Genomic DNA, 25,220 nt, shown 5'->3' with positions numbered 1-25,220 from the left:
CGGCTAACCCCTCTGCGGGACGACTTGGAAGTACACGGCCGTCATCACGAAGTTGGTCACGAACAGCAACATGAAAGTGATCACCACGGACTGGTTGACGGCATCGCCCACGCCCTTCGGCCCGCCCTGCGCCGTCAGCCCCTTGTACGAGGCGACGATCGCAGCGATGGCCCCGAACACCAGCGCCTTGATCTCCGCCGCCCACAGGTCAGGTAGCTGAGCGAGGGTGGTGAAGGACGCCAGGTATGCGCCGGGCGTGCCGTGCTGGAGAACGACGTTGAAGAAATAGCCGCCCGCAACACCAACCACCGAGACGAGGCCGTTGAGCAGTACGGCTACCACCATCGACGCCAGCACCCGCGGTACGACGAGCCGGTGGATCGGGTCGATGCCGAGCACCTGCATCGCGTCGATCTCGTCCCGGATCTTGCGCGCCCCGAGGTCCGCGCAGATCGCCGTGCCGCCCGCGCCCGCGATCAGCAGCGCGGTGACGATCGGCGATGCCTCCCGCAGCACGGCGAGCACGGACGCAGCACCAGAGAAGGACTGCGCGCCCAACTGCCGGGTCAGACTCCCGATCTGCAGCGCGATGACCGCCCCGAACGGAATCGAAACCAAAGCCGTCGGCAGGATCGTGACGCTCGCGACGAACCAAGCCTGCTGAATGAACTCCCGCGCCTGGAAGGGCCGTCGGGGCAGGGACCGGACGACGTCCAGCGCCATCGCGAAGAGGCTGCCCGAGTGCCGCAGCACACCCGTCGGGGAGAGCCTCATGTGCCCCTCACCCCCCTCCCGTGCAGCTTGGCCTCGCGCCTCGCGATCGCATCCCAGCGGGGCGAGCGGGTGATGCCGGAGCTGGGCAGCAGGCGCGGGGTCAGCACATCGGCCCGAACACCCTCATCGATCTGGGCCAGCTCCTGCTCGACCTGGGCCGCGTCCTTCTCCTCCGCCATGCCGATCGGCCCCTGCATCCGGCCGTTCAGGAACTGCCGTACGACGGGCTCGTCACTGGCCAGCAGCTCCTCGCGGGGCCCGAACATCACCAGCTCGCGCCGGAACAGCAGCCCGATGTTGTCCGGCACCTGACGGGCCGAGGCGATGTCGTGGGTGACGATGAGGAAGGTCGCGTCGATCTGTGCGTTGAGGTCGACGATGAGCTGATTGAGGTAAGCCACGCGGACCGGGTCCAGGCCCGAGTCCGGTTCGTCGAACAGGATGATCTCCGGGTCGAGGACCAGCGCACGGGCGAGCCCGGCCCGCTTGCGCATACCGCCGGAGATCTCGCCGGGCAGCTTCCCCTCAGCGCCGATCAACCCGACCATGTCCATCTTTTCGAGAACGATCCGCTTGATCTCGCTCTCGGACGTGCGGGTGTGCTCGCGCAGGGGAAAGGCGATGTTGTCGTAGAGGTTCATCGAGCCGAACAGCGCGCCGTCCTGGAACAGCACGCCGAACAGCTTCCGCACCTCGTACAGGTCGCGCTCGCGCAGGCGGGTGATGTCCCGGCCCGCGACCTTCACAGATCCCCGCTCCGGCTTCAGCAGCCCCACGAGCGTTTTGAGGAACACCGACTTGCCCGTCCCCGAGGGGCCGAGCATCACCGAGACCTCCCCGGCAGGCAGCGTCAGCGAGACGTCCTGCCAGATGACCTGGTGGCCGAAGGACTTGGTCAGCCCTTCCACACAGATCTCGACACCCATCCGGTTCCATCCTTCGCCCGTGGAGCAGTCCCGACAACTGCTCTACGGGGAAGAGAGGTGCGTCCGTCGCGGCGAACCAATAATTTTTTGCGGACGTGTGTGCGGGGCGCTACGGCAGCTTCGGCGACGACGTGAGCGAAGGCGTCCCCGGGCTGGAGACAGACAGCGAAGGTACGACCGAGGTCGGGGGAAGCGACGGGAGCGACGGGAGTGACGAGGCGACCGACCCCGTCGGCAGACCCGGCACGACGGTCGGCAGGCCCGTCACGGCAGTCGGCAGCCCCGGCACCTTCGGAACCCCGGGCACCTGAGGGACCTGCGGCGCCGAGGGCGGAAACGCGGACACGTCCGCCAGGGATGGCACCGGCACCGGCAGAAACGTTCCCCCGGTGGGTGAGGGCGTCCGGCCCCATGGCCCGTGCGCCGGCGACGACGGGGTGGGTGTTGCGGGGGTGCGCCCCCGGCCCGTGACCTCGCCGTGCAGGAGCCGCGGGTCGCTGGACACGGCCGGCCGCGGCGCCGGACCAGTCCCGTTTCCGCCCGCGTCGAGCGCGTACGGCAGCACGAACCCCGCCACCACCAGGGTTGCCGCCGTCGTAGTGAACGCGACCGCCTGCGCATTGCCGCCCCCGCGCAACCGTCCGCGCCCGACCAGGAACAGCACCAGCCCGAGCGTTCCGGCCAACGAGGCACGCAAAGTCCGCCGGGCCCGGGCCAACAGCGACTCGACGGTCCGGTAGCTGAGCCCCATCCGCACCGCGACCTGGTTCACGTCCAGGTCCTCGGACCTCAGCCGAAGCGCCTCCGCCTGCCGGGCGGGCAATTCGCCGCTGCGCACCGCCAGCCACTTCGCCTCGGCCCGGTCGCACACCGCCTCCTCGACGGGTACCGGGCCCGGTGTCATGAGTGCGGGGCGGCTGCCCACCTCGGCCTCGCGGTTGACCTGCCGGTGCCGGTCAACGCACAGCCGCATCGTTACCGTCGTCAACCAGGCGCCGAGCCGCTCGTCGTCGAGGTCCGGGCGCTCCGCGGCTCGCAACATCGCCTCATGAACGGCGTCCTCGGCGTCCTCCCGGCTCACCGATCGCCGCCGGGCCACCTTGAGCAACTGCTCACGATGGCTCCACAGGCGCTGCCAGCGCTCGTCGGCGGCCGCTGTGTCCGCAGGCATATCCGTCGCCATGAGGGCCCGCCCCTTCGCACTCACCCGCCGGTACATGCTTCCGACGTGGCGAGATTACCGCCGAGTAGTGGCAGTTGTGGAGAGGCGGACACCCATCGCGTTCCGGCCCTAGCCAGTGGTCAGCGGCCAACCTCAGGCAGCACCCCGCCCCCGGGCAGCGAGAGGGTCAGTTCGGGGACGGGAACCAGCGGCGTCGCGGACACCTTCGGGACTCCGGCCGCGAGGGACGGCCTGGGGGAGGGTGAGGCGGGCGACGTCGACGGCATGCGCGAAGGACCAGTGCTCGGCTTCCGGTCGTCCGACGGCTTCGGCGGCGCAAGCTTCTGCCTCTTCGGGCCGGACGGCTTCGGCCGGACTGGCCGGGATCCGGTGGATGCGTCCGGCACCACGCGGTGACCGGTCAGGTAGTACACATACCACGCCTTGACGGCGCGCAGATAGGCGTCCGAGTGGTTGTAGCCCAGTATCGCCCGGTCCAGGTCGGCCGGGTTCGACAGGTCCCGGTCGCCCGCGCACAGGTAGCGGCCGGCTGCGAGCGCCGCGTCGTAAACATTGTTCGGATCCGTCCGTCCGTCCCCGTTACCGTCCGCTCCCCAGCGGGCCCAGGTGGACGGGATGAACTGCATCGGACCGACCGCGCGGTCGTACACCGCGTCCCCGTCATACGCGCCGCCGTCGGTATCCGCCACGACAGCGAAGGCGCCGCCGGTCAGCCGCGGGCCGAGGATGGGCGTCACGGTGGTACCGTCCCGAGTCACCCAGCCGCCCCGTGCCTGCCCTGACTCCACCTGGCCAATCGCGGCCAACAACTGCCAACGCAGGTGGCAGCGCGGCGCGGTACGCGCCAGATCCTCCTCGGTACGCCGGTACGCGGCGAACACACTCGCAGGCACATTGCCGCCAGTCACTCCCTGTGCCATGCCCTTCTTCCGCGTCCGCAGCGGTGGAAGTTCGGTGCGGTACGGGGTATCGCCGGAAACGCTGAGGCCGTGCTCGGCGGGTGCCGCCTTCCGTGCGGGCTCTGCGGCTTCGGCAGTGACCGCCCTTGGCGCTTGTGACGCGGTCAGCACGGCAATCGCCGCCGCCGCGATCGCCGTACCCCTGGCACCCCTCAGTGTTCCGATGAGCGCACGCACTGTCATCGTGCAGTCCCCTCCGTGCATGAATCCGTCGTCTGCTCTACGCGGCCGGAGGGCAGGTCCGTCGCGCAAAAAATTTGGGGATCGGGCGGGCGCCCCTTCAGAGGGCGTGGCGGCGGGCCAGACGTGTGGACGATGTGAGGCGGACCGGGGCAGGCAGACCAGCTGGACCTGGTTGGCGGCAGCCCACGCGCGGACGTTGGGGTGCTTGTGCGGGGAGAAGTTGTCCAGCACGACGTGCAGCTTCTCCCCGGGCCAGCGGGCACGCAGGGCCTTGAGCAGGCCGAGGAACTCTTGCCACCGTTTGCGCTGGCGGATCCGGTAGTAGATCTTCCCGGTGGCCAGGTCGAGGGCGGCGATCATGTGCATCACGCCGTCGTAGCGGTGGTAGGCGGCCCGCATTCGGCGAGGCTTGCCGTGTGGCCGCCAGGCCTTGCCTCTGCGGGGGACCAGGTTGAGCGGGCCGAACTCGTCCACGCAAATCACCCGGCCGTCCGCGGGAGGTGCGTCGTACAGCTCCAGGACCCGGTGCATCTTGGCGATGAAGTCGGGGTCGCTGGAGGCCTTCCAGGTCGTGGTGGCCTGCTAGGAGACCTTGCCCTCGCGCAGGATCTGGCGCAGGGTCTCCCGGCTGATGGCGGGCACGACCTTCCGCTGGACCAGGTGTTCGGACAGTTTGGCCAGGCTCCATGTGGAGAAGGCGGCGATGCCCCAGTCGGTGGGGGACGTCCGGGCGATCAGACAGATGCGCTCACGCATCCGTTCACTGATCGCCCTCGGGCGTCCCCCGCTCCATTTTGGGTCCAGTGCGTCGAACCGCTCGTTGAAGGCGTGGATGACATCGCGCACCTAATCCTCTCTGACCTGCATCAACGAGGTGATGTCCTTCACCGACTGGCCCTGGGCGGACATCATCACCACGATGGCCCGCCGCAGCCTGACCGGGTCCTTCGTAGTCCGACTAATCTGCTGCAGTCGCCGGCCCTCCTCCATGCTCGCCAAACCGGACCAACACACCAGTCCGGTACACCGGGCGGTCCGCCGCTCACGGGACACGATGCTCGCCACTGCTAGGCGAGCGCGAGACCAACCGCGAAACCCCGCGCGCCGACGACGTCGCCGACGCATCGGCGGCCTGTCGAAACCGATTTCATACGCACAACATTTGCGTGGGGCCGAAGACTTGTTCTACGGTTCGCGAAACGTGGCCGCGCACCCGCGGGTCTTCGCGACCTTCACCGCACCCGGCTTCGGGCCCGTCCACAACCGCCCCACCGACAGCCGCGGGGGCAGGTTCGCCCTGGACCTTGATCGGGCCAGACGCGGCGAATCGGACACCCACCGGTCACTCGGCGTGGATGTCCGGCCGGACCTCCACGATGATGTCCGCGTCCGCCTCGTCGCCCTCCTCGTCACGCCAGAGGAGGACGCGCACGTGCCTCGCCCGGGAAAGGCCGCGCACCTCCCACTCGGTCATCAGGTCGGCGACGACGAGGGCGATGGCGTACCGGGGGCCCTCGCTCGAATCATCGGCGGTGATCGCGCCCCGCCACCGCTCGGAATCCCTGCCATAAGGGCGCCATCCCTCCGAGCCGTGCGGCTCGAAGACCCGGTACACCCAATCCGTCTCGGTGCCCATAGCACCGATCCTGTCACTGCTAGGAGTCCCCTGTGCCGTATCGGATCGACGCCCGCCGAGCGCGGGTCGACCGGCTACAACAACTGCCCCGACGTTCTGGGCTGGACGACGGCGAATTCCTCGTCATCAGGGAGCGGCTCGGCGCCGGACGTGACCCCCCGGGCGACTGACAGTGAGACCCGACTACCCACGGGATCTCGCCACCCTCTTCCCAGCCGCATTCCGGCCGGCAGCGCACCCCTGCGCACACGTCGTCTCGCGCGTGATCTAGCGCCCGCCAATGCTCCTCCTTCGAGCTGGGCGAACCGCAGCGAACACAGCCAACGGCCACCCTGGCGACCTTGGGGTACTTCGCCTCATAGGTCCGGCGCTGTACACCGCGGCGCCTCGGCTCCATCCCTCTGCACGGATGCTGTACGGCGCGAGGGTCGCCAGTTGGTCGAACTGCGCGTTCTCATGGACGGCCACTTCGATCCCCATCCTGGGGTCGTTGTCGAAGCCGCGGGCTTCGCGGCCAGCACCGATGTGTGGAGCCTTCGGCGGTCGCTAATCCCACTCGACCACGCTCAATAAACAATGGTGCGCATTGCGTCACTCCAATGGGGGCATCGAATGGCGGTTCCCTTCCGCCCCGCTCAGTCTGGTGGTCGTGCGTTCGATTCGTCGCGAATGCATGAGCCACTCAAGGAGGTCGAACCATGACCCGCACCAAGCTCCTCGCCCTGGTCGCCGCCCCCGCGCTGGCTCTTAGCCTGGCGTCCCCTGCGCTGGCTGTGGAAGTGACCGCCGCGTCCCCCGACACCGTGAACAGTCCGGTCGGGTCGATTGCAGCCAACCAAAGCAAGATCGTCACTGTCACCTGCCCTGCGGGCACCAATGCCGTCAGCGGTGGCTGGAAGGTGTCCTCCGCCAGCATCGACGTGACGGACAACCGTCCGATGAGCGCCACCCAGTGGCAGATCACGTTCCAGAACGAGGCGAAGACCTCCGGCACTGTGCAGGTCTTCGCCCGTTGCGTGGCCTGATGGCCAGTGCTCGCCAGGGCAGGTTGGTCCGTTCACCGCGCCGCCAGACGCGGTGAATGGGAAGGCCGAGCAGCCCCAAGCGTCGTAACCGGCTGACAGCGAGGAACGACGAGGACGCCGCGGACGGATACGGACGGCTGTATTGCTCTGGACGGCACAAGACCCAGGTCGGGAACCCATCTCCCGACCTGGGCCTTGCCTTCTGGAGCGCGTGATGAGAATCGTTGCGAGCGTGAGGACGGGGAGGTGCCGCAGTCGGAGATCGCGCGGGGCTGGGAGCGGCTCGACGGCTGCACGGTGGTACTCCTCGACGGCGCCGCCGGTCCGTGATCTTGTAGCGGCCCTTGCTGCGGCGAGCCGCGATCGAAGTCCTACGAAGGGCCGACCTGGCTGGTGCACGTGAACGGCTCGTCGATCCAGTAAGTATCGTGCTGCTTGTCGTAGACGATCGGGTACTTGGTGGTCGGATCGCAGAGCTTGCCGATCTGGGCCTGGTCCGCAGAGCTGATGGTGAACCAGTACTTGTTGGTGTCCGGGCCAACCCCCTGGCATTTGTAGAAGAACCCCTTCATGCCATGACCGAACACGTCGTCGCGGAAGTTGGCGGCCAGCTTCTTGTTGAGATTGATGTTGTCGCAGTCGGCCTTCATACCCTTGACGCTGGTGGTCTCGGCCGCCGCGGTCGTATATCCCTTGGCCGTGTGGGTACCCGACGCCGTCCAGGTCCGCGCCGGCAGAGAGATCTGCTCGGCGACCTGGGCGAGCAACGGGCTGCCGGGTGCGGCCGCCTCGGCCCGTGTCGTGGTGCCCGCATCCGCAATATTGCCGGAGTGGGAGCATCCGGCGACGGCGACACCGGTACCCAGAGCCGCCAGCAGGAGGGGTGCGATCCGGATCCCGTTTCGGACCAGGGATGAGGACGTCACTTTGCGCTCCATTCCGGGCAGGCCCGGCGGACGACTGGCGCCCGGGTACCCGATCGCACCCTAGCCACTCGGGCGAGTGACCGGTGGGATCGACGGCCGGTCGAGGTTCTTCTCCACCCGGTCGACCCAGACAGGCTGGATTGCTGCACCGCCGCCAAACAGCGCCTGAAGGCCAGGCCACCACCCCCGGCGCGGTGCAACAGCAACACCACCAGCGGTGTCATCGGGGCCGCGCCGGTTGCTTCCCGCCGTAGTCCGCGAATGGCAGGTGGCCGAGGGAGACAAGGAAGCGGAGTCCCGGTACTTCGACCGCTGGGCCGAGCACGCCCCTGAGCCTCCCGCCCACGTGAAGCCACAGGCAGGAGGCTGAGGGGTCGGGGAGCATTCATCTGCCAGGTGTAGCCACGCCCCCGCCGGCGCCGCGATGTCCGGTGGCGGCCCGCCGTCGTCTCCGCCGGTCGCCGGGGAATGCTGGCGGGCCGCCGGGGGCGCTACGACAGCCGGAGGTAGTCGATGTTGAAGCCGCCCGTCTCGCAGAAGAGCCTGACCACCTGGTCGCCCGCCGCGAGGGTGACCGGGGCGTGCACGGACTGGTAGGAGGCCCAGCCGCCCGTGTCCGGGACGGTCACCGTGGCCAGTGTGGTGCCGCCGGCGTCGCGGAAGGTCAGCGCGTCCGTGACGGGGGCGCCGGTGCCGGTGGCGACGCGGAGTTCCAGGTCGTACGTGCCGGGCTGCGGGACGTCGACGGCGTAGTCGAGCCAGTTGCCGGCGGCGGTCCAGCCGACGTTCGCGCCGCCGCTGGCGGCGGGGTTGGTCTCGATGAAGTTGGCCCCGCCGGCCGTCCAGCCGTGCTGGGCGGCGTAGGACTCCGCTTCGACCCGCACCCCGACCGGCGCGCTGTGCGGGCGCACCGTCACGTGCAGGGTGACCTGGGCGTGCGCCGTGCCGTCGGTGACGACCACCGTCACGTCGTTCTCGCCGGCCGTGGTCGGTTTGAGCGTTACCGTTCCCGTGGTGGGGTTGACGGTGACGCCGTCCGGGAGGTCGGTCGCGTAGAAGGCGAGCCGGTCGCCGTCGCGGTCGGTTGCCTTGAGCGGGACCTGCACCGTGCTGTACTGGTCGGCCACGACATCGGGCACGGGAGCCAGCACGGGCGCCCTGTTGTGCGGGGGCCGGGGGATGCGCTGCTGCCAGCGGTAGGTGGCGTAGGAGTTCGCCGGGACCTTCACCACGAACGACTTGTTGGCGAGGACGACCCGCACCGTGGTGTCGGTGCTGTTGCTGTTGCCGAGGACCGCGACGAACCTGTCGGCGCCGTGCCGGTAGACGACGTTGCTCACGCCGTCCGTCGTGGTGCTCGACTCCAGCCGGACGTCGCCGGGCGTGAGGTATTTGGCGAACTGCCCCATGGTGTAGAGCTCGTCGCGGACGGTGAAGTCCTTGGTCGTGGTGTTCACCTTGACCAGGCGGTCGGGCCACTTGGTGGTCGCGGCGACCTCGTCCCAGTCGATCTTGTTGTCCCGTGCGGGCGTCCAATGGAGCGTGCCGCCGTCCTGATCGGTGGCCTGCGCCCACAGGATGTAGGAGCTCGCGTCGAGGCGGAAGTCGTTCAGGATGGTGGCCGCGGACAGGTCGCTGGTCTCGGTCATGTGGACCGGCTTGCCGGTCTGCTCGAACGCGTCGCGCATGACCTTCGGGTCGCCCCAGTAGGGGTGGAAGGCGACGGCGTCGGTCGCGTTCAGGACCTGCTTGCCGGTCACGGACCCGTCGGGGGCGTCGTTGAAGATGCGGTAGTAGTTCTTGGTTGCGGTGCTGTTCGGGTCGCGCCAGTCCCAGAAGTTGAAGTCGTGGACGTACAGTCCCGTGTTCAGGTCGGCTTTGTGCAGGGCCTTCTTGATCGCGAGGGCGAGCTTCTGCTGCTGCGCGACGCTGATGTCCATGGCCGGGTAGACCACGTCCATGCCGGGCTCGTTCAGCAGGGTCAGGGCGTCGACGCGGATGCCCTGCCGGGCGTACGCCTGGACGAACTTGACGTAGTAGCGGGCGAAGACGTCGATGCAGTCGTCGCGCAGCTTGCCGACCTGGTAGTAGTCCGTCGTGCTTCCGGGCTTGAGCGCGACCTCGCCCGTGAAGCGGTTGTTGGTCTTCATCCACGCCGGGGCGCTCCACGCGGACGCGAAGAACGTGGCCTTGGGGTTGTAGCGCTGGATCAGCTTGATGGTGTCGACGATGTGCAGGTCGATGTCGCGCTGGATGGAGAAGTACTTCAGCCGGAAGTCGTCGGTGACACCGGCGGGGAGGTCGTCCTCCGACCAGAAGGGCAGGTGCTCGATGAGATCGGGGCTGCCGATGGTGAGGCGGAACCGGTTCAGGCCCGCCCCGGTCTTCGGGTCGACGAGCAGCCGGACGGCCTCCTCGCGCTTGGCGGGGGTGAGCTTCCACAGATTGGACACGCTCGTCTCGTCCAGGGAGAACCCGATGCCCGAGTACTTCTGACGGGAGGTGCTCGGGTCGACGACGACGGTTGCGTCGGCGGGGGCGCCCGGGCTGACGCTCGGCAAAGGCTGCCACGCGTGGCCGGCCCCCGTGGAGTAGGTGCCCGTTGCCGAGGAGCCGTGGTGCGGTACGGCGGCCGGGGCCGCCGACTCGGTGCCGACGAGAACGACCAAGGTGAGAGCTGCGGCTGCCCCGATGAGGGAACGTCTCACGATGTCCTTCCTTTCTGCTGGGATGCGCGGGTCGTACGCGGTCCCGATCCCACGGACAGCCGGCGCCCGGCCACTGGCGGTGGCTGGGGAGGACGTGTCCTGGGATCCCGTGCAACCCGCTGCTGACAGGGGTTCGTTCGGACGGTGACGTCGCGCCCCCTGCTGGGGGCCGGGCGGCGTACGGGGAAGCCCTCCTTCCTCCGGACGCGAGCAGATCGAAACAGCTTGTCGATGTTCTGTCAAGACATGAATTAAGGCGTGAGGAAAGTGGCCGCGTGCCTGATCGGTGAGATCTTGGAGGTGTGCCCGTGGAGGTACGGGGTGCGAGTGCGACGGCTTCCGTCCCCCCGTGGAATGCTCAACCCGGCTCGATTCAGGGTTGGTTGAGGTTCGCTACGATCACCGCAACGTGCCCCGGAGCGAAGGAGAACCTCATGACCGACCGGTCCGTGCACACCGTGGAAGTGCCGTTGGGCGATGGCACTGACGACGTGGTGCGGGTCCAGGTCCGCGAGGTGGACGAGGGGCTCGTCCGGGTCGGTCGCGGCAGCCGGGCCGTGCCGCGGGCGGAACGGACCCTCGGGCAGATGCTGGACACCGTGCGGCCCGTGGCGGACAGCTTCGTGGGGCGCTTCCGCGGGATGGTGAACGCCCCGGACGAGGTGACCCTCGAATTCGGCGTCTCCATCTCCGCCGAGGCGGACGTCGTGATCGCCAGCACCGCCACAGCGGCCAACTTCGCGGTCACACTGACCTGGAACAGAGGTGACCGCGTGGACAGCAACGGCGATACTCCGTAGGGCGGTTGGGTATATCGGGAGCCACGGGGACGCGGAGGCCACAGTGACGGCTGCGGTAACGGGGACGGGCACCGGATCACGCAGCCCCGAAGAGGCACTGGCCGCAGCCGTGGTCCGCGTCAAAGGCCCCGACGGCGAACTCGCCGGCGCCGGCTTCCTCGTCGCCCCCGACCTCGTCCTGACCTGCGCCCACGTCGTGAACGACGCCCTCGACCGGCCCCGCGAGGACGAGGTGGCCACAGGCACCGAGGTCCTCGTCGACCTGCCCTTCGCCCATGGAGGTGGCGCCGCCGAGGTCGAGCGCTGGGTGCCGGTACGGGAGGACCAGACCGGCGACATCGCGGTCCTCCGGCTGCGCGCCCCGATACCCGGGGCCCACCCGCTGTACATGGCCGACACCGAGCAAGTGTGGGGCCACGACGTACGCGTGCCGGGCTTCCCCTACCGCTCCCCGGGCGGCGTCTGGCACTACGGACGGCTGCGCGGCGCCACCGCGGAGGGCTGGGTGCAGCTGTCGCAGGCGGATCCGCACGGCGTACCCGTCGAGGAGGGGTTCAGCGGCAGCCCGGTCTGGGACGAGCAACTGCGCGCCGTGGCCGGGATGGTCGTCGTGATCCAGCCCGGCGGGGTGCAGCAGAGCTTTCTGATGCCCACCCGCACGCTCGTCGCCGAACTGCCGGAACTGGCGACGGTGGTCCGTCCGGCCTCGCCGTTCCGCGGCCTGTCGACCTTCCAAGAGGGCGACGCGGAGGTCTACTTCGGGCGGGAGGACGACGTCGCCGACGTCACCGCCCTGGTCGCCGGCTCGCACCCGTGCGTCACCCTCGTCGGACCCTCCGGCTGCGGCAAGTCCTCGCTCGCCCGCGCGGGCGTGGTGCCGCGGCTGCGGGAGCGGGGCCACGTCGTGCTGATGGTGCGCTCCGGTGAGGGCGCCACCCTGCGGGCGGCGCTCGCCTCGGAGCTCGTCACCGCCGTACGTCCCGGACTGCGCGGAGCCGCGAGGGTGCGGGAGGTCCGGCAGCTGGAGGAGCTTCTCGCCGAGCGCGGCCTCATGGACGCCCTGCGCATGGCCGGCGGCCAGGGGGAGCAGCGGCTGCTCGTCGTACTCGACCAAGGCGAGGAACTGCTCGCCGGGCCGGACCCCGAGATCGAGGAGGTGGTCCGTCTGCTCTTTCCCGAGCGCCATCCCGACGGACTGCGGGTGCTGGTCACCCTCAGGTCGGACTTCACGGACGCGGCCCTCAGCCATCCGCTCCTCGGCCCCGCACTCGGCCGCGGGCAAGTGCGGCTGCTCGCCCCCATGTCCCGCTCGCAGCTGGAGCAGGTGATCCGCCGCCCGCTCCGGCTGACACCTGCCGTGACGTACGACGACGGGCTCGTGGAGCGGATGCTGGACGACGCGGGGGACGGCCCCGGAGCGCTGCCGATGCTGGGCTTCGTCATGGCACAGCTGTGGGACGGGCAGATCGGGGGACGACTGCGATTCGACACCTACCGTGAAGTAGGCGGTGTCCAGGGTGCGCTGGGGCTGTACGCCGAGACCGCCTGGCGAAGTTGCGTGGGTGAGGCCGACGAGGCCGAGGCCATGCGGCTGCTCACCGACCTCGTCCGGTTCCTGCCGGGCGGCGATGTACCGATGCGCAATGCCCTGAGACAGCAGGACGCGGGGGAGGCACGGTGGCGGATCGCGACCGCGCTCGCCGAGCGGCGGTTGCTCGTGCTGCGCGGCGGTGGCGGTGAGGCGGTGACCGCCGAGCTCGCCCACGAGGCACTGATCGGCGCCTGGAAGCGGCTCGAGGAGCGCGTGCGGCAGGACCGCGAGTTCCTGGCCTGGCGGGCGGAGCTGCGGCACGACGTGGAACGCGGGCAGCTTCTGGAGGGCGAACAGCTCACGGAGGCGGAGCAGTGGGTGACGCGCCGGGGTCCCGTACTGACCGACACGGAGCGGCAGTTCGTCGACAGCTCGGCCGCGAGGCGGGTGGCGCAGGAGGAGCGGGCGCGACGGCGGGTGCGGCAGAAGCGCGGGGCCATCGGCGCACTCGTCGTCGTTACCGTGCTCGCGGTGGTCGCCTCCGGGCTGTTCTTCTGGCGCAACGCGCAGCTCGACGGGCAACTGCGGCGGGCGGCCTCGAAGCAGCTGGCGGCGCGGGCGGCGCAGCTCGACGACGTGTCGGTGGTGACGTCGGCGCTGTTCTCGGGGGCGGCGTACCGGACCGCCCAGGAGCCCGAGGCCCGCACCGCGTTGATCAGTCAGTATCTGCGGTTGCGCCATGTGGAGCGGGTCGTGTGGGACAACCACGCTCCGGTCCGTGATGTCGCGATGAGCGAGGACGGCAACCGGATCAATGTGGGCATGACCTCCGGCGACGCCGTCGGCCTGACGCTCGGCGCGGACCAGGTGCAGCGGAACTGGCTGCCGGCGGGATCGCGGATCGTCGCGCTCTCGCCCGACGGGCTCATGTCCGCGCGGGCCTCGGTCAACGGGAAGGTGTCCGTGGGAATCGGGCCGGACGGCGGGGGCAAGTGGCGCACAGTGATCCTGCGGGGTGTCGACGCCGTACGGAAGAACGCCCGCGCCCCTGTCGACCTGCGCTTCGATGCCACCGGGCGCAGGGTGCTCGCCGTGCTGCCCGGCGAAGGGGTCCTGGTCTGGGAGTCCGAGAGCGGCCGGCGCGTGGGCAAAGCGCTGCGCGCCCCGAAGGGATGGGAGGCGGCCCAGGCGTGGTTCGGCCCTGAGGGGACCGTGATCGGCAGGATCACCCAGGAAGGCGCGGCCGAGGGGGCCCAGGGCCGTCTGGTGCGCTGGAACCTCGCCGACGGCCGGCAGGACCCGGCGACGTGGGGAACGGACCTGACCGGTGCCGTCACGGTCAGCGGAGACGGCCGGACGCTCGTGCGGTGCACCCCGGACGGGGTCTTGCAGTCCTGGGACCTGACCGGCCGGCCGAAAGTGCGCCATCAGTACAGCACGCGGCAACTGGGGCTGGTCTGCCCGCTGAACGTGCCGCGCCTGGACCGGACCGGCCGGTTCCTCGTCAACCCGGTGCAGCGCTTCGGCGCCTCGCTCGGCAGGTTCCGGTTCCTGGTGTTCGACCTCGTCCAGGCACGCGCCGGCACCTTCGACCTGCCCGCGCCCGCACAACAGGACGCCTCGTTCACCGGCGAGTCCCAGCTGCCCGCAGTGTCACTCACCGGACCGCCGGGCAAGCTCCGGGCCGCGGTCGGCATCGCGGGGTCGGTGATGGTCGCGCGCGTCCCGGAGCCGTCCGCCTTCGACACCACCATGCTCACCGCCCGGATCAGGACCGTCGACGCCGACCACAACCGCGTCATGAGCGTCGACACCGACGGCAACGGACTGCGCCTGTGGGACCTGCGGACGCACCGGATGCTGGCCGCGGTGCGTCCGTCCCGTCCGCTGGCCGCCCTGTACGCCGCGTACAGCCGGGACGGCACACGGGTCCTCACGACGGCGGCGGACGGCAGCACCGTTTTGGTCTGGGAGGTGGGCGGGAGCACACTGCGAGAGCTGGACCGGATCGATCTGCCACGACCGCCGGACATCGACCCCACGGACCCCGACCCGCGCTCCGGGCGCACCCCGGCCTGGGTCGACGTCACCTTCGACGGTCCGGACCACGTGGTGATCTCTGCGCTGTCGTACGTCGAGCGATGGGACCTGGCCCAGGGCCGGGAAGTCGGCACGGCCTACCGACCCAGGGTCCAGGAGCCGGCCGAGGTCTCGATCGCGGCCGCCGGCACCTGGGCGGTGGCACGCCCCGGCCACGGGCAGGCGGCGGTACGCACCCCCGCCGGGAAATCCGACATCGTGATCTGGGACTTCGAAGAGGGCCGGGAGGTCGAGTCGCTGGACGTCGGGGGGTCCGACGGCGTCAAGCAGCTCGGCTTCGACCCGACGGGCCGGCTCCTCGCGGTGCTGACCTACGACGGCGCCGTACGGGTGTGGGACATGGACAAGGCAGGCAAGGACAAGTGGCTGGAGCCGCTGACGTACCGGGGCGTCCAATGGCTGAGCGCCTTCTCATCGGAGTCCACCCTGAGCACCCAGAGCACGCAGAACGAGTACACCGCCTGGGACGTCAGCGGCGGTACCGAGCGCTACCACTTCACACCAGGGTACGGAGCGACCGCCGATCTGACGGCGGACAGCGCGTCGATGGGCCTGGTCGACGGGTCCGACGGCTACGTCCTCACGCTCGATCCGGAGCGATGGCTGGAGAAGCTGTGCGCGGTCGCGGGACGCGGCCTCACGGCGGGGGAGAAGGCCTTGACCCCGCCGGGCAGCCGGACGGACCACGTCTGCGACTGAGCGGGTAGGCGCGAGGGAGTCGCAAAACCCGAGGCAGGCAGCCTCGTCGCATACCGCCTCGTTCGACGAGGTCCGGGCCGGTCGGGCGACGCCTGGTGGCGCGCAACGGCGACCATCAGCCGCGGAAGGTCACCACGTCGGCCGGCGCCGCCGGGCCGCCGGCTGACCGCGCAGTGGCAAGCCGACCACCAGGTCTTCAGGGACCGCGACCTCTCACCAACGGACTCGCCGACGCCCGGCACGCGGAGTGACCAAAGACACCCATTGTGCCCCCGGCCGGGCGGAGCGTGGAGAATGGCCGGGCCGCTCCGGGCCGTCATCCCGAGGTCGAAGCGGGGACAGCGTTCGTGGTTGACGAGAGGCCCGGCGACATGGGTGCACCACCATTGCTAGAGCTCAGCGGCGTCAGCCGGGTCTACGGCAAGCGCACGGCGCTGGCCACCATGAACCTGCGACTGCGGTCCGGGAAGTGCGTGGCGCTGCTCGGCCACAACGGCTCGGGCAAGTCGACGCTGCTGCGCATAGCGGCCGGCCGGGACAGGCCGAGCACCGGCACGGTGACGTTCGGCGGCAAGCCGATGAACGAGAACGACCCGGCGGTCCGGGCCCGGGTGGCGGTGGTCGGCGACACCGCGGCCTGTTACCCCGACCTGACCGTGCGCGAGCATCTGCAGCTGGTGGCGGTGGCCCACGGGGTGGAGGACGCCGGCGACTGGATCGGCCACGTGATGGCCGAGCGGAAGCTGACCGACCACGCCGACGCGCTGCCCGGCGCACTGTCCTCCGGGCAGCTCCAGTCGCTGCTGCTGGCCTCCGCGATGGTCCGGCCGCGCGACCTGCTGCTGCTGGACGAGCCGGAACAGCGACTGGACCCGGGCGCGCGGCGGCAGCTCGCGGACCTGATCAAGAAGGAGACCGCAGAAGGCGTCGCCGTGCTGCTGGTCACACACCACGGAGAACTGGCCCGTGCGGTCGCCGACCGGGTGCTGGTCCTCAGCGACGGCAAGGTGGTGGCCGACGGCCACCCGGACAAGGTGCTCGCCACCGGCACCGACGGACTGACCTGGCTGGCCGAGAACCCGGACGGTGCCCGGTGACCACCCTCGCCGAGGAGACCGAGGGGACCGGCGAGCACTCCGCGGCCTGGTCCGACGAGGACGACTGGACGCGGGAGACCTTGCGGCTGGTCCGTGACCTGCGCACCCCGCACCGCCGCAAGAGGACCGGCCAGATCGGCTACACCGTGTACTGCGTGGTGCTGCTCCTTGTGGTGTGGGGAGCGCTGCCGAGCATGGGGCTGTTCCTCGAGAAGTCGATGGGCGCCGACTACTCCGGTCACGGACCGGCGATTCTGGCCGCGCTGCCGGCCGGGTCCTGTGCGCTGGGGCTGGGATGGCTGCTGGTCGCGGCCTGGGACGCCCAGTGGCGCGGGCCTGTGGTCCCGCCGCGGGAGACCGTGGACTGGCTGCTGGCCCAGCCGGTGGACGTCGCCCGGGTGCTGCGGCCGTGGTTCTGGGGGTCGGCCGCGATCTCCGGCGGAGCCGGGCTGCTGGTCGCGGCGATCGGCATGGTCGCGCTGGGCCTGACGGTCGGTGTGGGGCTGCCGGCCGCGTTCGGCTGGTGCCTGCTGGGCGGCTGCGGTCTGCCGCTGCTGGCGACCGCGCTGGCCATCGCGGTGGAGGGCAGCGAGCGGGTGGCCCGCTGGGCCCGGCTGGCCACTCCGTACGTCGCTATGGCGGTGCTGGCGCTGGTGGCGCAGACCGTGCTGGCGGTCAGCGGCGACCGGCTGCCGGGACTGGAAAGGGTGGAGCTGTGGTCCGGGCCTTGGGGCTGGGCCGGGCTGGCCGCGCTGGCCCCCACGCCGGCCGCGCTGCCGGGCGGCTGGGCCGCGGGCGTCCTGCTGGCGGTGGTGGTGGCCGGCGCGTTGGCCGCCGCACACCGCTTCACCGGGTCGCTGTCCTTGTCCGCGGTACGGCGGCGTTCGCGGACCGCGACCGGGGTGATGGCCGCCCTGCGCACGGTGGAGTTCCGTACCGCGCGGCAGGCGGTGGCCGGGGTCACCGGCGGGGGCCGGTCGGCGCGATGGCGGCTGCCGGCGCCCCGTTGGGCGGAACTGGCGGTGCCGTGGCGGGACACCCTCGCGTTGCTGCGGACTCCGGGCAGGCTGGGCCGGGCGGTGGTGCTCGGGGTGCTTGCGGTGCTGGGCGCGGTGCTGGCGGCCTCAGCGCACCGCGGGACGGGCGTGGCGGCGGCGCTGGCCGCACTGATCTTCGGCTACTGGTCGCTGACCCAGCTGATGGAGCCGGCCCGGGTGGAGACCGACGACACGCGGCGCGGGTCGTGGGCGCCCTACCCCTACCGGGGCCTGATGCTGCGGCACACGGCGGTGCCCGTCGTGCTGGGGCTGGTGGGCGCGCTCGCGGCGGCGGGCGTGCTGGCCGCGGAGGGCGCGGGGGCTCGCGCGTTGCTGGCACCGGCGCTGGTGCCGTCGCTGGTCGGCGCCTCGCTGGTCAACGCCTGCCGGGGGGCGACCAAGCATCATCTGCTGATGTCCTCGGCCCAGTCCCCTGCGGGCGGCATGGGCCCGGTGCTGTTCCTGGGCTGGTACGGCGCCGGGATGCTGGCGGCGGTGATCACGCTGGTCGTCCCGTTCCTGACCGCGCTGCATTCCGGCTCGGCCGCCTCGATCGTCACCGCTGTCGCGGCAAGCGCCATGGTGACGGTGATCATGGTGCGCTGGGCGGTCACGCGGATCGGGAACCTGACGGCTCCCTTGGCGGACTGACAGGGGTGCCGGTGGCCTGTGCCGCCGGCATCCCTCACGCCGGCCGGCCGTTGACGTCCTGCTGCCCCTCCAGCGGGATGCCGGAGCACCCCCGGCGCGCGCGGAGCAGGGCGCCCGCGATCGCCGCGACGGCGTCGGTGTCCGTCCCGGCCCGCCGCCTCGACAGCCGGCTGTAGGTACTGGGTGGTGGGAAGCGGTCCACGGCCGGGCTCAGTTCGGGCGCGGCGGTGCGGGTGATGGCCGGCCAGGCGGCCTGGAACGCGTGGACGGCCCAGCCGTTGCTGTGGAACCGGTGCGGCGGGCGGCCTCCGCTTCGTCCAGCCGCTTCGCGGTCTCCCGGCGCTCCGCGGGCAGCAGGTCCAGGCCACCGCGTACACCGTCGAGGGTCCCGTGCAGCACCGCGGTACGGATGCCGGAGCCCCACAGGACACAGGCGTCGGCGCAGTCGGGGCCGGGGTGGGTGAGCGCGCTGACAGCGATGGCGGCCCTGGCGGGTCGCCGAGGCCGACCGCACCGCCGCCCTCGGCCACGGTGAATCAACCCCCTGGCCAGGGCGGGATGTCCGCCGGTGATGCTTGCCGCGGCGTTCACGTGTGCGAGCCCCACCGATGTCCACCCCTCGTCGAACGTGACCGACGGCTCCCAGTCCACCTACTCGGAGAGCGCCAACAACACGTTCCCGCAGTGGGTCCAGGTCGACCTCGGGTCGGCGCACAGCGTGTCCAGGATCGTGCGGCAACTGCCCGCAGGCTGGGGCGCACGGACCCAGACCCTGTCCGTGCTGGGCAGCACCGACGGCACGAACCTCACCACCATCAAACCCTCCACGGCCTACACCTTCGACCCGGCGACCCAGAACACCGTCACCATCACCTTCCCCGCCACCACCCAGCGCTACTTCCGCCTGAACATCGGCGCCAACACCAACACCGGCCGGCCGGCCGGACAGGTCTCGGAGTTCCAGATCTGGACCACCTGATCACCCCGGGACTCCCCGCCGGACGCTCCTGCCCCGGACGCTCCCCTGCGTCGGGGGCAGGAGAGCCGGTGTCCCCGTTCAGTCAGCGCGTACCGCCGGGCTCGCGACCGCGCTGAGAAGGCCCTCACCCTGCGGGACCGTCGCCCGCAGTTCCCTCACCAAGGCGCGCACGACAGCGGATCCGGCCAGTTCGGAGGTGGTGACATAGCCGACCTGGCGTGTCGGGCGCGCGGGGCCGAGATCACAGATCCCGACGGAATCCGGTGCTTCGACCAAGGAGAGCGCAGGCATGATCGCCATTCCGTGCCCCCCGCTCACCAGGGAGAGCACCGCACCGTCGTCCTCGGCCTCGACGGTCGCCTTCGGGATCCAGTCCTGCGCGGCCCACCACTCGCGGGTGTACGAGCCGCAGTTCTCGGCCCAGTCGACCAGCGGCAGTGAGCGCGGGGCGGCGTGACCCGCCGGGTGCACCAGGGCATACGGCTCTTCAAGGAGACGGCTCGCGACCAGACCCGCGGGAAGCGGCACCGAGCCGCCAAGTGTGGCAATGGCTATGTCGGCCTTCCCGTCGGCCACTTCGCCCGCAGTGCCGCGCCCGACCTCGCGTACGATCCGCACCCGCGGCTCGATCCCGGGGTGTCGGGCGCGCAGCCGCTGCAGGACGGGCGGCAGCAGGTGGAGAGCCGCGCTGCGGAAAGCCGCGATCCGCAGCGGCCCCTCCGCAACATCGGGCCGGCCCGCGCCGCGTGCCTCGGCGGTCAGGACGTCCAGCAGGCGGAGGATGCGGCGGGCGTGCGCGACGGCCTTCTCTCCGGCAGGAGTGGGGCGGGCGCCGGTGCGGCCGCGTTCGAAGAGGACGGCCCCGATCTTGCGCTCGCTGCCGCGCACCGAGTGGGAGACCGCGGACTGGGTCAGCCCGAGTGTGCCGGCCGCGGCCGAGAAGCCGCCGGTGTCCGCGACCGCCACCAGGACGCGCAGTTCGTGCGGGGCGAGATCGGAATCCGTCGTACGGGCCACGGGGCGTTCACCTCAACGTATGAGAACTGCTCATGGAACGGGGTGTCGCATGAGCCCAACCGGCTGCCCGGGTGGCGCATTCCCGCCCTACGGTCCGGTCATGAACGAGACCGCGCTCACCGTGCACCAGACCGCCCGCCCGCACGGCTTTCCCACCGCCGGGCACTTCGCCATCGTCGAGTCCACGCTTCCCGAGCCCGCGGCCGGCAGCGCGCTGGTGGAAAACCTCTACTGGTCCGTCGACCCCTACCACCGCGAGCTGATGGACGACGTGCCCGGCGGTTTCGCGCTCGACGCACCGCTGGAGGGCCGCACCATCGGGCGGGTGATCGCCTCGCGCACGCCTCGGCTGGCCGAGGGCGAGATCGTGTTCCACCGGCAGGGCTGGCGTACGCACGCGGTGGTCACGCCCGAAGTGATCCGGCGGCTGCCCCGCTTCGACGGGGTGCCCCTGACCGCGTACTTGAGCACCCTCGGCGGCACCGGCCTGACCGCCTACGTGGGCCTGACCCGGATCGCCCGGCTCCAGGAGGGCGAGGACCTGTTCGTGTCGGCCGCCGCGGGCGGCGTCGGCACGGCGACCGGGCGGTTCGCCAGACTGCTCGGCGCCGGACGGCTCGTGGGCAGCGCGGGCTCGGCAGCGAAGGCCGACCACCTCACGCGGGAGGTGGGCTATGACGCCGTCTTCGACTACCACGACGGGCCCGCCGCCGACCTGCTCGGCAAGGCCGCGCCGGACGGCATCGACGTGTTCGTCGACAACGTCGGCGGCGAGCAGCTGGCCGCCGCGGTGGGAGCGCTGCGCGAGTTCGGGCGCATCGTCCGCATCGGCACGATCAGCCAGTACAACGCCCCCGACGCGCCGTCACCGCGCTTCAACTATGCGGACATCGTGGAGAAGAGCATCCGCATGGAGGGCTTCCTGGTCAGCAACTACCGCGATATGCAGGATGAGTTGTACGAGTTCGCGGTGCCGCATCTGCAGAGCGGCCGGCTCGCTCTGGACGAGACGGTGGTCGACGGTTTCGAGCGCATCGTGGACGCGTTCCTGGGAATGCTGCGCGGCGAGAACACTGGCAAGGTCATCGTGCGGGACCGCACGCGAGCCCGTCCGCGAACCGGCACCCGAACTCCATCGTCATGAGGCGAATCCGCGCCCCCACCTCATCGAAGGACTCGGTACCGCAAAGCGGCGCCGCTTCCAAGACCCCGGCACCCGGCATCGTGACGGGCCCTTCGCGCTCTTCCTGAACCAGGTTCGGCCTCCGGCACCCACCCGTCCAGGCCCAGGCGGGGCGAGCCCCTGGACCGGAAGGGTCAGGCTGTGCGCGGTCGTACCGCGCTGGGGCGGCGTATACCTCCGCAGCCGCGTGGAGGGGAGGAGGAACGCCTCTGACGCTCGCTCCAGAAGTTGCTCCCGGCTCTTCCGCGAGCCGGGAGCGGGGTCGCTCAGTACCGGTCGAGGATCAGCTGGGTCTTGAGAATGTCGCCGTGGTACAGCCAGCCGTGCCCGTCGGCGACCGCGATGGCGTCGCTGTGCAGCCGGGCCGCGTCGGCGTAGTCGTCCGTCTTGAACGACAGCTCGACGATGTACTCGGTGCCCGTCCCGGCGGCGTTCTTGACGGGCAGCACCTCAATGCCGGCGTCGTCGGGCAGCCATCGTCTGGGTTCCTCTCATGAGACCCGTCTGACCCGCTGTCACCTCCCCCCCGCGTCTCGGGGGAACCTCAGGCCGCCATCGGGCCGCAAGCTCCTTTCCGACCGCGCTCCGGACCGTGTCGTCTCCCCGTCTTTCGAAGCCATCCCGAAGAAGTCCCCGTAACCGGAGGATCTGCATGGCCGCAACGCCCCTTGTCGCCACGGCCTTTGGCTGGGGGAGAACCTCCCCTCGGCCGGGCTGACCCGGCGATTTCCTCGCCCGATGGCTGCGGCAGGATACGCGGGCGTGCCGCTGCCGCCCCGTGGGTCCCTGTCGTCGCGAGGCTGCAGGGTCAGCCCACCGCCACACCATATGGGCTGGCTCCGACGGGCACCGTCGCAAGGACCTTGCGGGATGCCGCGTCGATGACCGTGAGGGTGCCTGCACCTTGGTTGGTGACGTAGATGGCGCGGCTGGTGACTTCCAGGTTGAAGGGGTCGGTGCCGGGAGGGCCGACGTCAATGGTCGCTGTCACGCGATGGCTGCCCACGTCGATCACGGAGATGTGGCCCGGGCCGAGATCGGCGGAGTAGGCGAGGCGCTCGTCCGGGCTGATGGCCACGTCAAAGGGGCCCTGGCCAACGGTCACGGCGGTCGGTTTCCCGGTGCGGGTGGCAATGGCCAGGACGTGTGTTCCCACTTCGTCGGCGACGTAGGCGGACTTGCCGTCTTTGGTGACGGCGACCGCGACGGGAGCATGGCCTGCAGCGAGGGTTCGTGTGACCCGGCGAGTGTGGGTGTCGATGACCGAGAGGTTGCCTGCTCCGGAGTTCGCCACGTAGGCCGTGGCGCCGTCGCCGCTGAAGGCCACGTTCAGCGGCGATCTGCCGACGGGGATGGTGGCGGAAGCTCTGTTGGTGCTGGTGTCGATCACCGACACGGTGTTCGAGCCGCCGTTGGCGACATAGACCGACTTGCCGTCGGGGCTGAGGGCGAGTCCCGTGGGGCTCTTGCCGACCGGCACTTTCGCCACGATCTTCCGGCTCCGCGTGTCGAGGACCGAGACCCGCGCCGACCCGCTGTTGGCGATATAGAGGTGCGCGCCGTTCTTCGTGACGGCGACGCCTTCGGGCGCCGTACCGGCGGGCACGGTCGCGATGACCTTGTAGGTACGGGCGTCGATCACCGAGACGGTGTTGTCCTGCTGGTTCGTGACGTAGACGTGTCCCGTGGAGTCGGCGCGCGCAGCCTCGCCCGGCACCCGCGTGGCACCCTGGTGGGCCGGGGCAGAGGCCGTGCAGGAGACCAACAGCGTCCCGAGGCAGGTCACTGCAACGAGCCCGTACGGTCCACCGGGTGGCCGTCGACCGCCATCGGCTCGATTCCGCAGGGCAGAGAACATCACGCCTCCTGTACGCAGTGCGATGGCAAATCCAGCGGTCGGGTGGTCTCCGGCCCGCTCGGGCGGCCGGATCAGGTCAGGAGCCCGCGGGCGTAGTAGTCCTTCTCGTCCCGGACACCTGGCAGCGCGAAGAAGTAACCCCCTCCGCGCGGGCTGATGTACGGCACCAGCGCTTCGCCTTCCAGCCGCGTCTGCATGGCGATGTAGGTGTCGAGCTCCTGCTGAAAACAGACGAATGCGTGTCCCATGTCGAGTTCCGGGACGTTGGGACTGCGGTCGTAGTCGTAGCTGCGGCGCAGGATGGTGCTGGTGGCCGCGGTCTGCGGGGTCTGCGGGTTGGCGAGGCGGATGTGGGAATTGAGTGGGGTGATGAGCCCCTGAGGGTCATTGGTGTAGATGGGGTCGAGAAGATCCGAGGCGTCGTCGCCCACCGCGTACAGGGGGGCACCGCTGGCCTTGCGGCGGCCGAAGACCCGTTCCTGCTGTGCGATGGGCACCTTCTGCCACGCCTCGATGAAGAAGTGCACGATACGCACCACGTGATAGGTGCCTCCCACGGCCCATTGCGGTTCGCCGCTCTTGGGCTGCACCCACACCACCTGGTTCAACTGAGACTCGTCGGTGACATCCGGATTGGCGATTCCATCCTTGAAGCCGAACCAGTCGCGCCGGACACCAACTGGGCGCTCGGGATTGCGCTGGCCGTCGATGCGCCAGCGCAATTTCATGGAGGACCTGGTGTGGGTCAGGATGTCGATCAGGGCGTGCACGGTCGTGTCGCGGTGGTCGGCGCAGATCTGCAACAGTAGGTCGCCCTGACTCAGCGCGGGGTCCAGATCGTCATGACGGAACGGCTTCATCGTGACGAGCTGCGCCGGCTTGCGTGGGCCCAGTCCGTAACGGTCGTCGAACAGGGACGCTCCTACGCCGACGGTCACCGTGAGACCATCAGCGACGACCTTCGGGCCCAGGATGCCGCTGTCTGACGGTGTCTCGGTGGGCGACACCTTCGCCGGTGTGCCGCCAGCGGTGAGGAAACGGGCCCTTGCCGTCAGGGTGCGGAACAGGTCGGTCAGTTCCTTGCGACTGGAGGCGGTCACATCGCACGAGACGAAGATCGCGTCCTGTTGCGGCAACGTGGCGATACCCGCCTGGTGACGGCCATGAAACGGGATCACGCGGGAACGGGGTTGCGCGGTCTGCCGGGCCGCAGTGCCGGCCACAGCCGCGTTCCCTCCCAGGACCGATCCACCCGCTGCCCCGGCCAGGCCCGCAGCGGACCCCTGCAGAAGCGATCGCCGGGCGAGCACACCGAACGGGCACCCTCCACTGCTCCATGCGTCGCCCAGCGGTGCAGATGCCCCATCCGTCATGTTCACTCTCCGTGATTACGTCATCACATGAACTGATATTGGGCATACTGTCGTACTTTCCTGCGGGACGCTCCCCCTGTCCCCTGCGCCCAAAGGCGGCGAGACGGCAACCCCGCGGCTGACACAAAGGGAGCGAACCTCACAGGTCATCCGGCTCTTCGGCTCTGCGGACGGCCGGGTCGAAGATGGTTACTGACGTTGAATGACACCCGGAGGAAGCTGCCCCAGTAGAGGCAACAACCGCTCAGGTCAGGGCCGGCGTAATTGCGGAGATGCTCCATGCCCGGCGCCTCACGCAAGAAGGTCAGAACCGTTCACCCAGCAGCCCCTCCCATGCCGTGCCTGCCCGATTCGCGAGGTGTGCTGCGGCTGAGCGCCGTCACTCCCCTGCGCTTGTAAAAGTGACAGCCCCTCATCAGCTGAAAAGACTGGCGTTCCAGCCCCAGGTCCGGGGTGCTGAGGCCCCCATGCGATGGAAGACGGAACACAGGGAGAAGGAATGGCACGCACAGCGCACCGTCGGCTCCGCCTCACCGGAACCGCAGGGGTCGTCGCACTGGGGCTGGTTGCTTGCC

The 25,220-nt window shown here is 70.1% G+C and carries 21 protein-coding genes; 7 read left to right on the top strand and 14 right to left on the bottom strand.

Going from position 1 to position 25,220, the window contains the following annotated elements; genetic code table 11:
- Window positions 1–3: 3 nt before the first annotated feature.
- The 6 genes from OG937_10180 to OG937_10155 all read right to left on the bottom strand — a co-directional run bounded on the left by OG937_10180 (window position 4) and on the right by OG937_10155 (window position 5,661).
- Window positions 4–774, bottom strand: coding sequence for an ABC transporter permease (locus OG937_10180; GenBank protein WUD72037.1), 771 nt, complete (start codon window positions 772–774; stop codon window positions 4–6).
- Window positions 771–1,700, bottom strand: a complete 930-nt coding sequence (locus tag OG937_10175) for an ABC transporter ATP-binding protein (GenBank protein WUD72036.1) — start codon at window positions 1,698–1,700, stop codon at window positions 771–773. The genes OG937_10180 and OG937_10175 overlap by 4 nt, the downstream gene beginning before the upstream one ends.
- Before the next feature lie 109 nt (window positions 1,701–1,809).
- Window positions 1,810–2,883 (bottom strand): sigma-70 family RNA polymerase sigma factor, encoded by a 1,074-nt coding sequence (locus tag OG937_10170; protein WUD72035.1) that lies wholly within the window; start codon window positions 2,881–2,883, stop codon window positions 1,810–1,812.
- A gap of 119 nt (window positions 2,884–3,002) precedes the next feature.
- Window positions 3,003–4,556, bottom strand: coding sequence for a transposase (locus tag OG937_10165; protein WUD72034.1), 1,554 nt, complete (start codon window positions 4,554–4,556; stop codon window positions 3,003–3,005).
- A 51-nt stretch (window positions 4,557–4,607) separates the two neighbouring features.
- Window positions 4,608–4,871: a helix-turn-helix domain-containing protein gene (locus OG937_10160; protein ID WUD72033.1), complete on the bottom strand. Its 264-nt coding sequence runs from the start codon at window positions 4,869–4,871 to the stop codon at window positions 4,608–4,610.
- Between the two features lie 496 nt (window positions 4,872–5,367).
- Entirely contained in the window at window positions 5,368–5,661 is a 294-nt protein-coding gene (locus OG937_10155; protein ID WUD79092.1) for a hypothetical protein, read from the bottom strand.
- Between the two features lie 698 nt (window positions 5,662–6,359).
- Between OG937_10155 and OG937_10150 the strand changes: the two genes are divergently transcribed.
- Window positions 6,360–6,686 (top strand): hypothetical protein, encoded by a 327-nt coding sequence (locus OG937_10150; GenBank protein WUD72032.1) that lies wholly within the window; start codon window positions 6,360–6,362, stop codon window positions 6,684–6,686.
- 371 nt (window positions 6,687–7,057) lie between these two features.
- Here OG937_10150 and OG937_10145 read toward each other — a convergent pair whose 3' ends face one another.
- Both OG937_10145 and OG937_10140 read right to left on the bottom strand, forming a co-directional pair.
- The gene (locus OG937_10145; GenBank protein ID WUD72031.1) at window positions 7,058–7,612 is read right to left on the bottom strand and encodes a hypothetical protein; all 555 of its coding nucleotides are present in this window, start codon (window positions 7,610–7,612) and stop codon (window positions 7,058–7,060) included.
- Window positions 7,613–8,103: 491 nt separating this feature from the next.
- Window positions 8,104–10,320, bottom strand: a complete 2,217-nt coding sequence (locus OG937_10140; protein WUD72030.1) for a carbohydrate-binding protein — start codon at window positions 10,318–10,320, stop codon at window positions 8,104–8,106.
- Between the two features lie 434 nt (window positions 10,321–10,754).
- On the opposite strand from OG937_10140, the gene OG937_10135 reads away from it, so the two are divergent.
- From OG937_10135 to OG937_10120, 4 genes are all read left to right on the top strand, one after another.
- On the top strand, window positions 10,755–11,120 hold the full coding sequence (locus OG937_10135; GenBank protein ID WUD72029.1) for a hypothetical protein: 366 nt from the start codon (window positions 10,755–10,757) through the stop codon (window positions 11,118–11,120).
- Between the two features lie 43 nt (window positions 11,121–11,163).
- On the top strand, window positions 11,164–15,450 hold the full coding sequence (locus OG937_10130) for a trypsin-like peptidase domain-containing protein (GenBank protein WUD72028.1): 4,287 nt from the start codon (window positions 11,164–11,166) through the stop codon (window positions 15,448–15,450).
- Between the two features lie 371 nt (window positions 15,451–15,821).
- Window positions 15,822–16,547 carry an ABC transporter ATP-binding protein gene (locus tag OG937_10125; GenBank protein WUD78693.1) on the top strand — a complete coding sequence of 242 codons (726 nt, stop codon included), beginning with the start codon at window positions 15,822–15,824 and terminating at the stop codon, window positions 16,545–16,547.
- On the top strand, window positions 16,544–18,235 hold the full coding sequence (locus tag OG937_10120; GenBank protein WUD72027.1) for a hypothetical protein: 1,692 nt from the start codon (window positions 16,544–16,546) through the stop codon (window positions 18,233–18,235). Before OG937_10125 ends, OG937_10120 begins: the two co-directional genes overlap by 4 nt.
- 34 nt (window positions 18,236–18,269) lie before the next feature.
- Here OG937_10120 and OG937_10115 read toward each other — a convergent pair whose 3' ends face one another.
- Both OG937_10115 and OG937_10110 read right to left on the bottom strand, forming a co-directional pair.
- Window positions 18,270–18,437 (bottom strand): ADP-ribosylglycohydrolase family protein, encoded by a 168-nt coding sequence (locus OG937_10115; protein WUD72026.1) that lies wholly within the window; start codon window positions 18,435–18,437, stop codon window positions 18,270–18,272.
- Window positions 18,438–18,445: 8 nt separating this feature from the next.
- Complete coding sequence (locus OG937_10110; GenBank protein WUD72025.1) at window positions 18,446–18,826, bottom strand: ADP-ribosylglycohydrolase family protein; 381 nt, start codon at window positions 18,824–18,826, stop codon at window positions 18,446–18,448.
- On the opposite strand from OG937_10110, the gene OG937_10105 reads away from it, so the two are divergent.
- On the top strand, window positions 18,807–19,214 hold the full coding sequence (locus OG937_10105; protein ID WUD72024.1) for a discoidin domain-containing protein: 408 nt from the start codon (window positions 18,807–18,809) through the stop codon (window positions 19,212–19,214). The genes OG937_10110 and OG937_10105 overlap by 20 nt on opposite strands.
- 78 nt (window positions 19,215–19,292) lie before the next feature.
- Here the strand turns inward: OG937_10105 and OG937_10100 are convergent, their stop codons facing one another.
- Window positions 19,293–20,231, bottom strand: coding sequence for a LysR family transcriptional regulator (locus OG937_10100; protein WUD72023.1), 939 nt, complete (start codon window positions 20,229–20,231; stop codon window positions 19,293–19,295).
- 100 nt (window positions 20,232–20,331) lie between these two features.
- On the opposite strand from OG937_10100, the gene OG937_10095 reads away from it, so the two are divergent.
- Window positions 20,332–21,375, top strand: coding sequence for an NADP-dependent oxidoreductase (locus OG937_10095; GenBank protein WUD72022.1), 1,044 nt, complete (start codon window positions 20,332–20,334; stop codon window positions 21,373–21,375).
- Window positions 21,376–21,680: 305 nt separating this feature from the next.
- Here the strand turns inward: OG937_10095 and OG937_10090 are convergent, their stop codons facing one another.
- The 3 genes from OG937_10090 to OG937_10080 form a co-directional block, all read right to left on the bottom strand.
- Window positions 21,681–21,863, bottom strand: coding sequence for a hypothetical protein (locus OG937_10090; GenBank protein ID WUD72021.1), 183 nt, complete (start codon window positions 21,861–21,863; stop codon window positions 21,681–21,683).
- A 359-nt stretch (window positions 21,864–22,222) separates the two neighbouring features.
- Window positions 22,223–23,131, bottom strand: coding sequence for a beta-propeller fold lactonase family protein (locus tag OG937_10085; GenBank protein ID WUD72020.1), 909 nt, complete (start codon window positions 23,129–23,131; stop codon window positions 22,223–22,225).
- Between the two features lie 212 nt (window positions 23,132–23,343).
- On the bottom strand, window positions 23,344–24,495 hold the full coding sequence (locus tag OG937_10080) for a Dyp-type peroxidase (GenBank protein WUD72019.1): 1,152 nt from the start codon (window positions 24,493–24,495) through the stop codon (window positions 23,344–23,346).
- Between the last annotated feature and the right edge of the window lie 725 nt (window positions 24,496–25,220).

Source organism: Streptomyces sp. NBC_00510, assembly GCA_036013505.1.
Taxonomy (GTDB): domain Bacteria; phylum Actinomycetota; class Actinomycetes; order Streptomycetales; family Streptomycetaceae; genus Actinacidiphila.
This window is presented reverse-complemented; position numbering and strand designations above follow the sequence as displayed.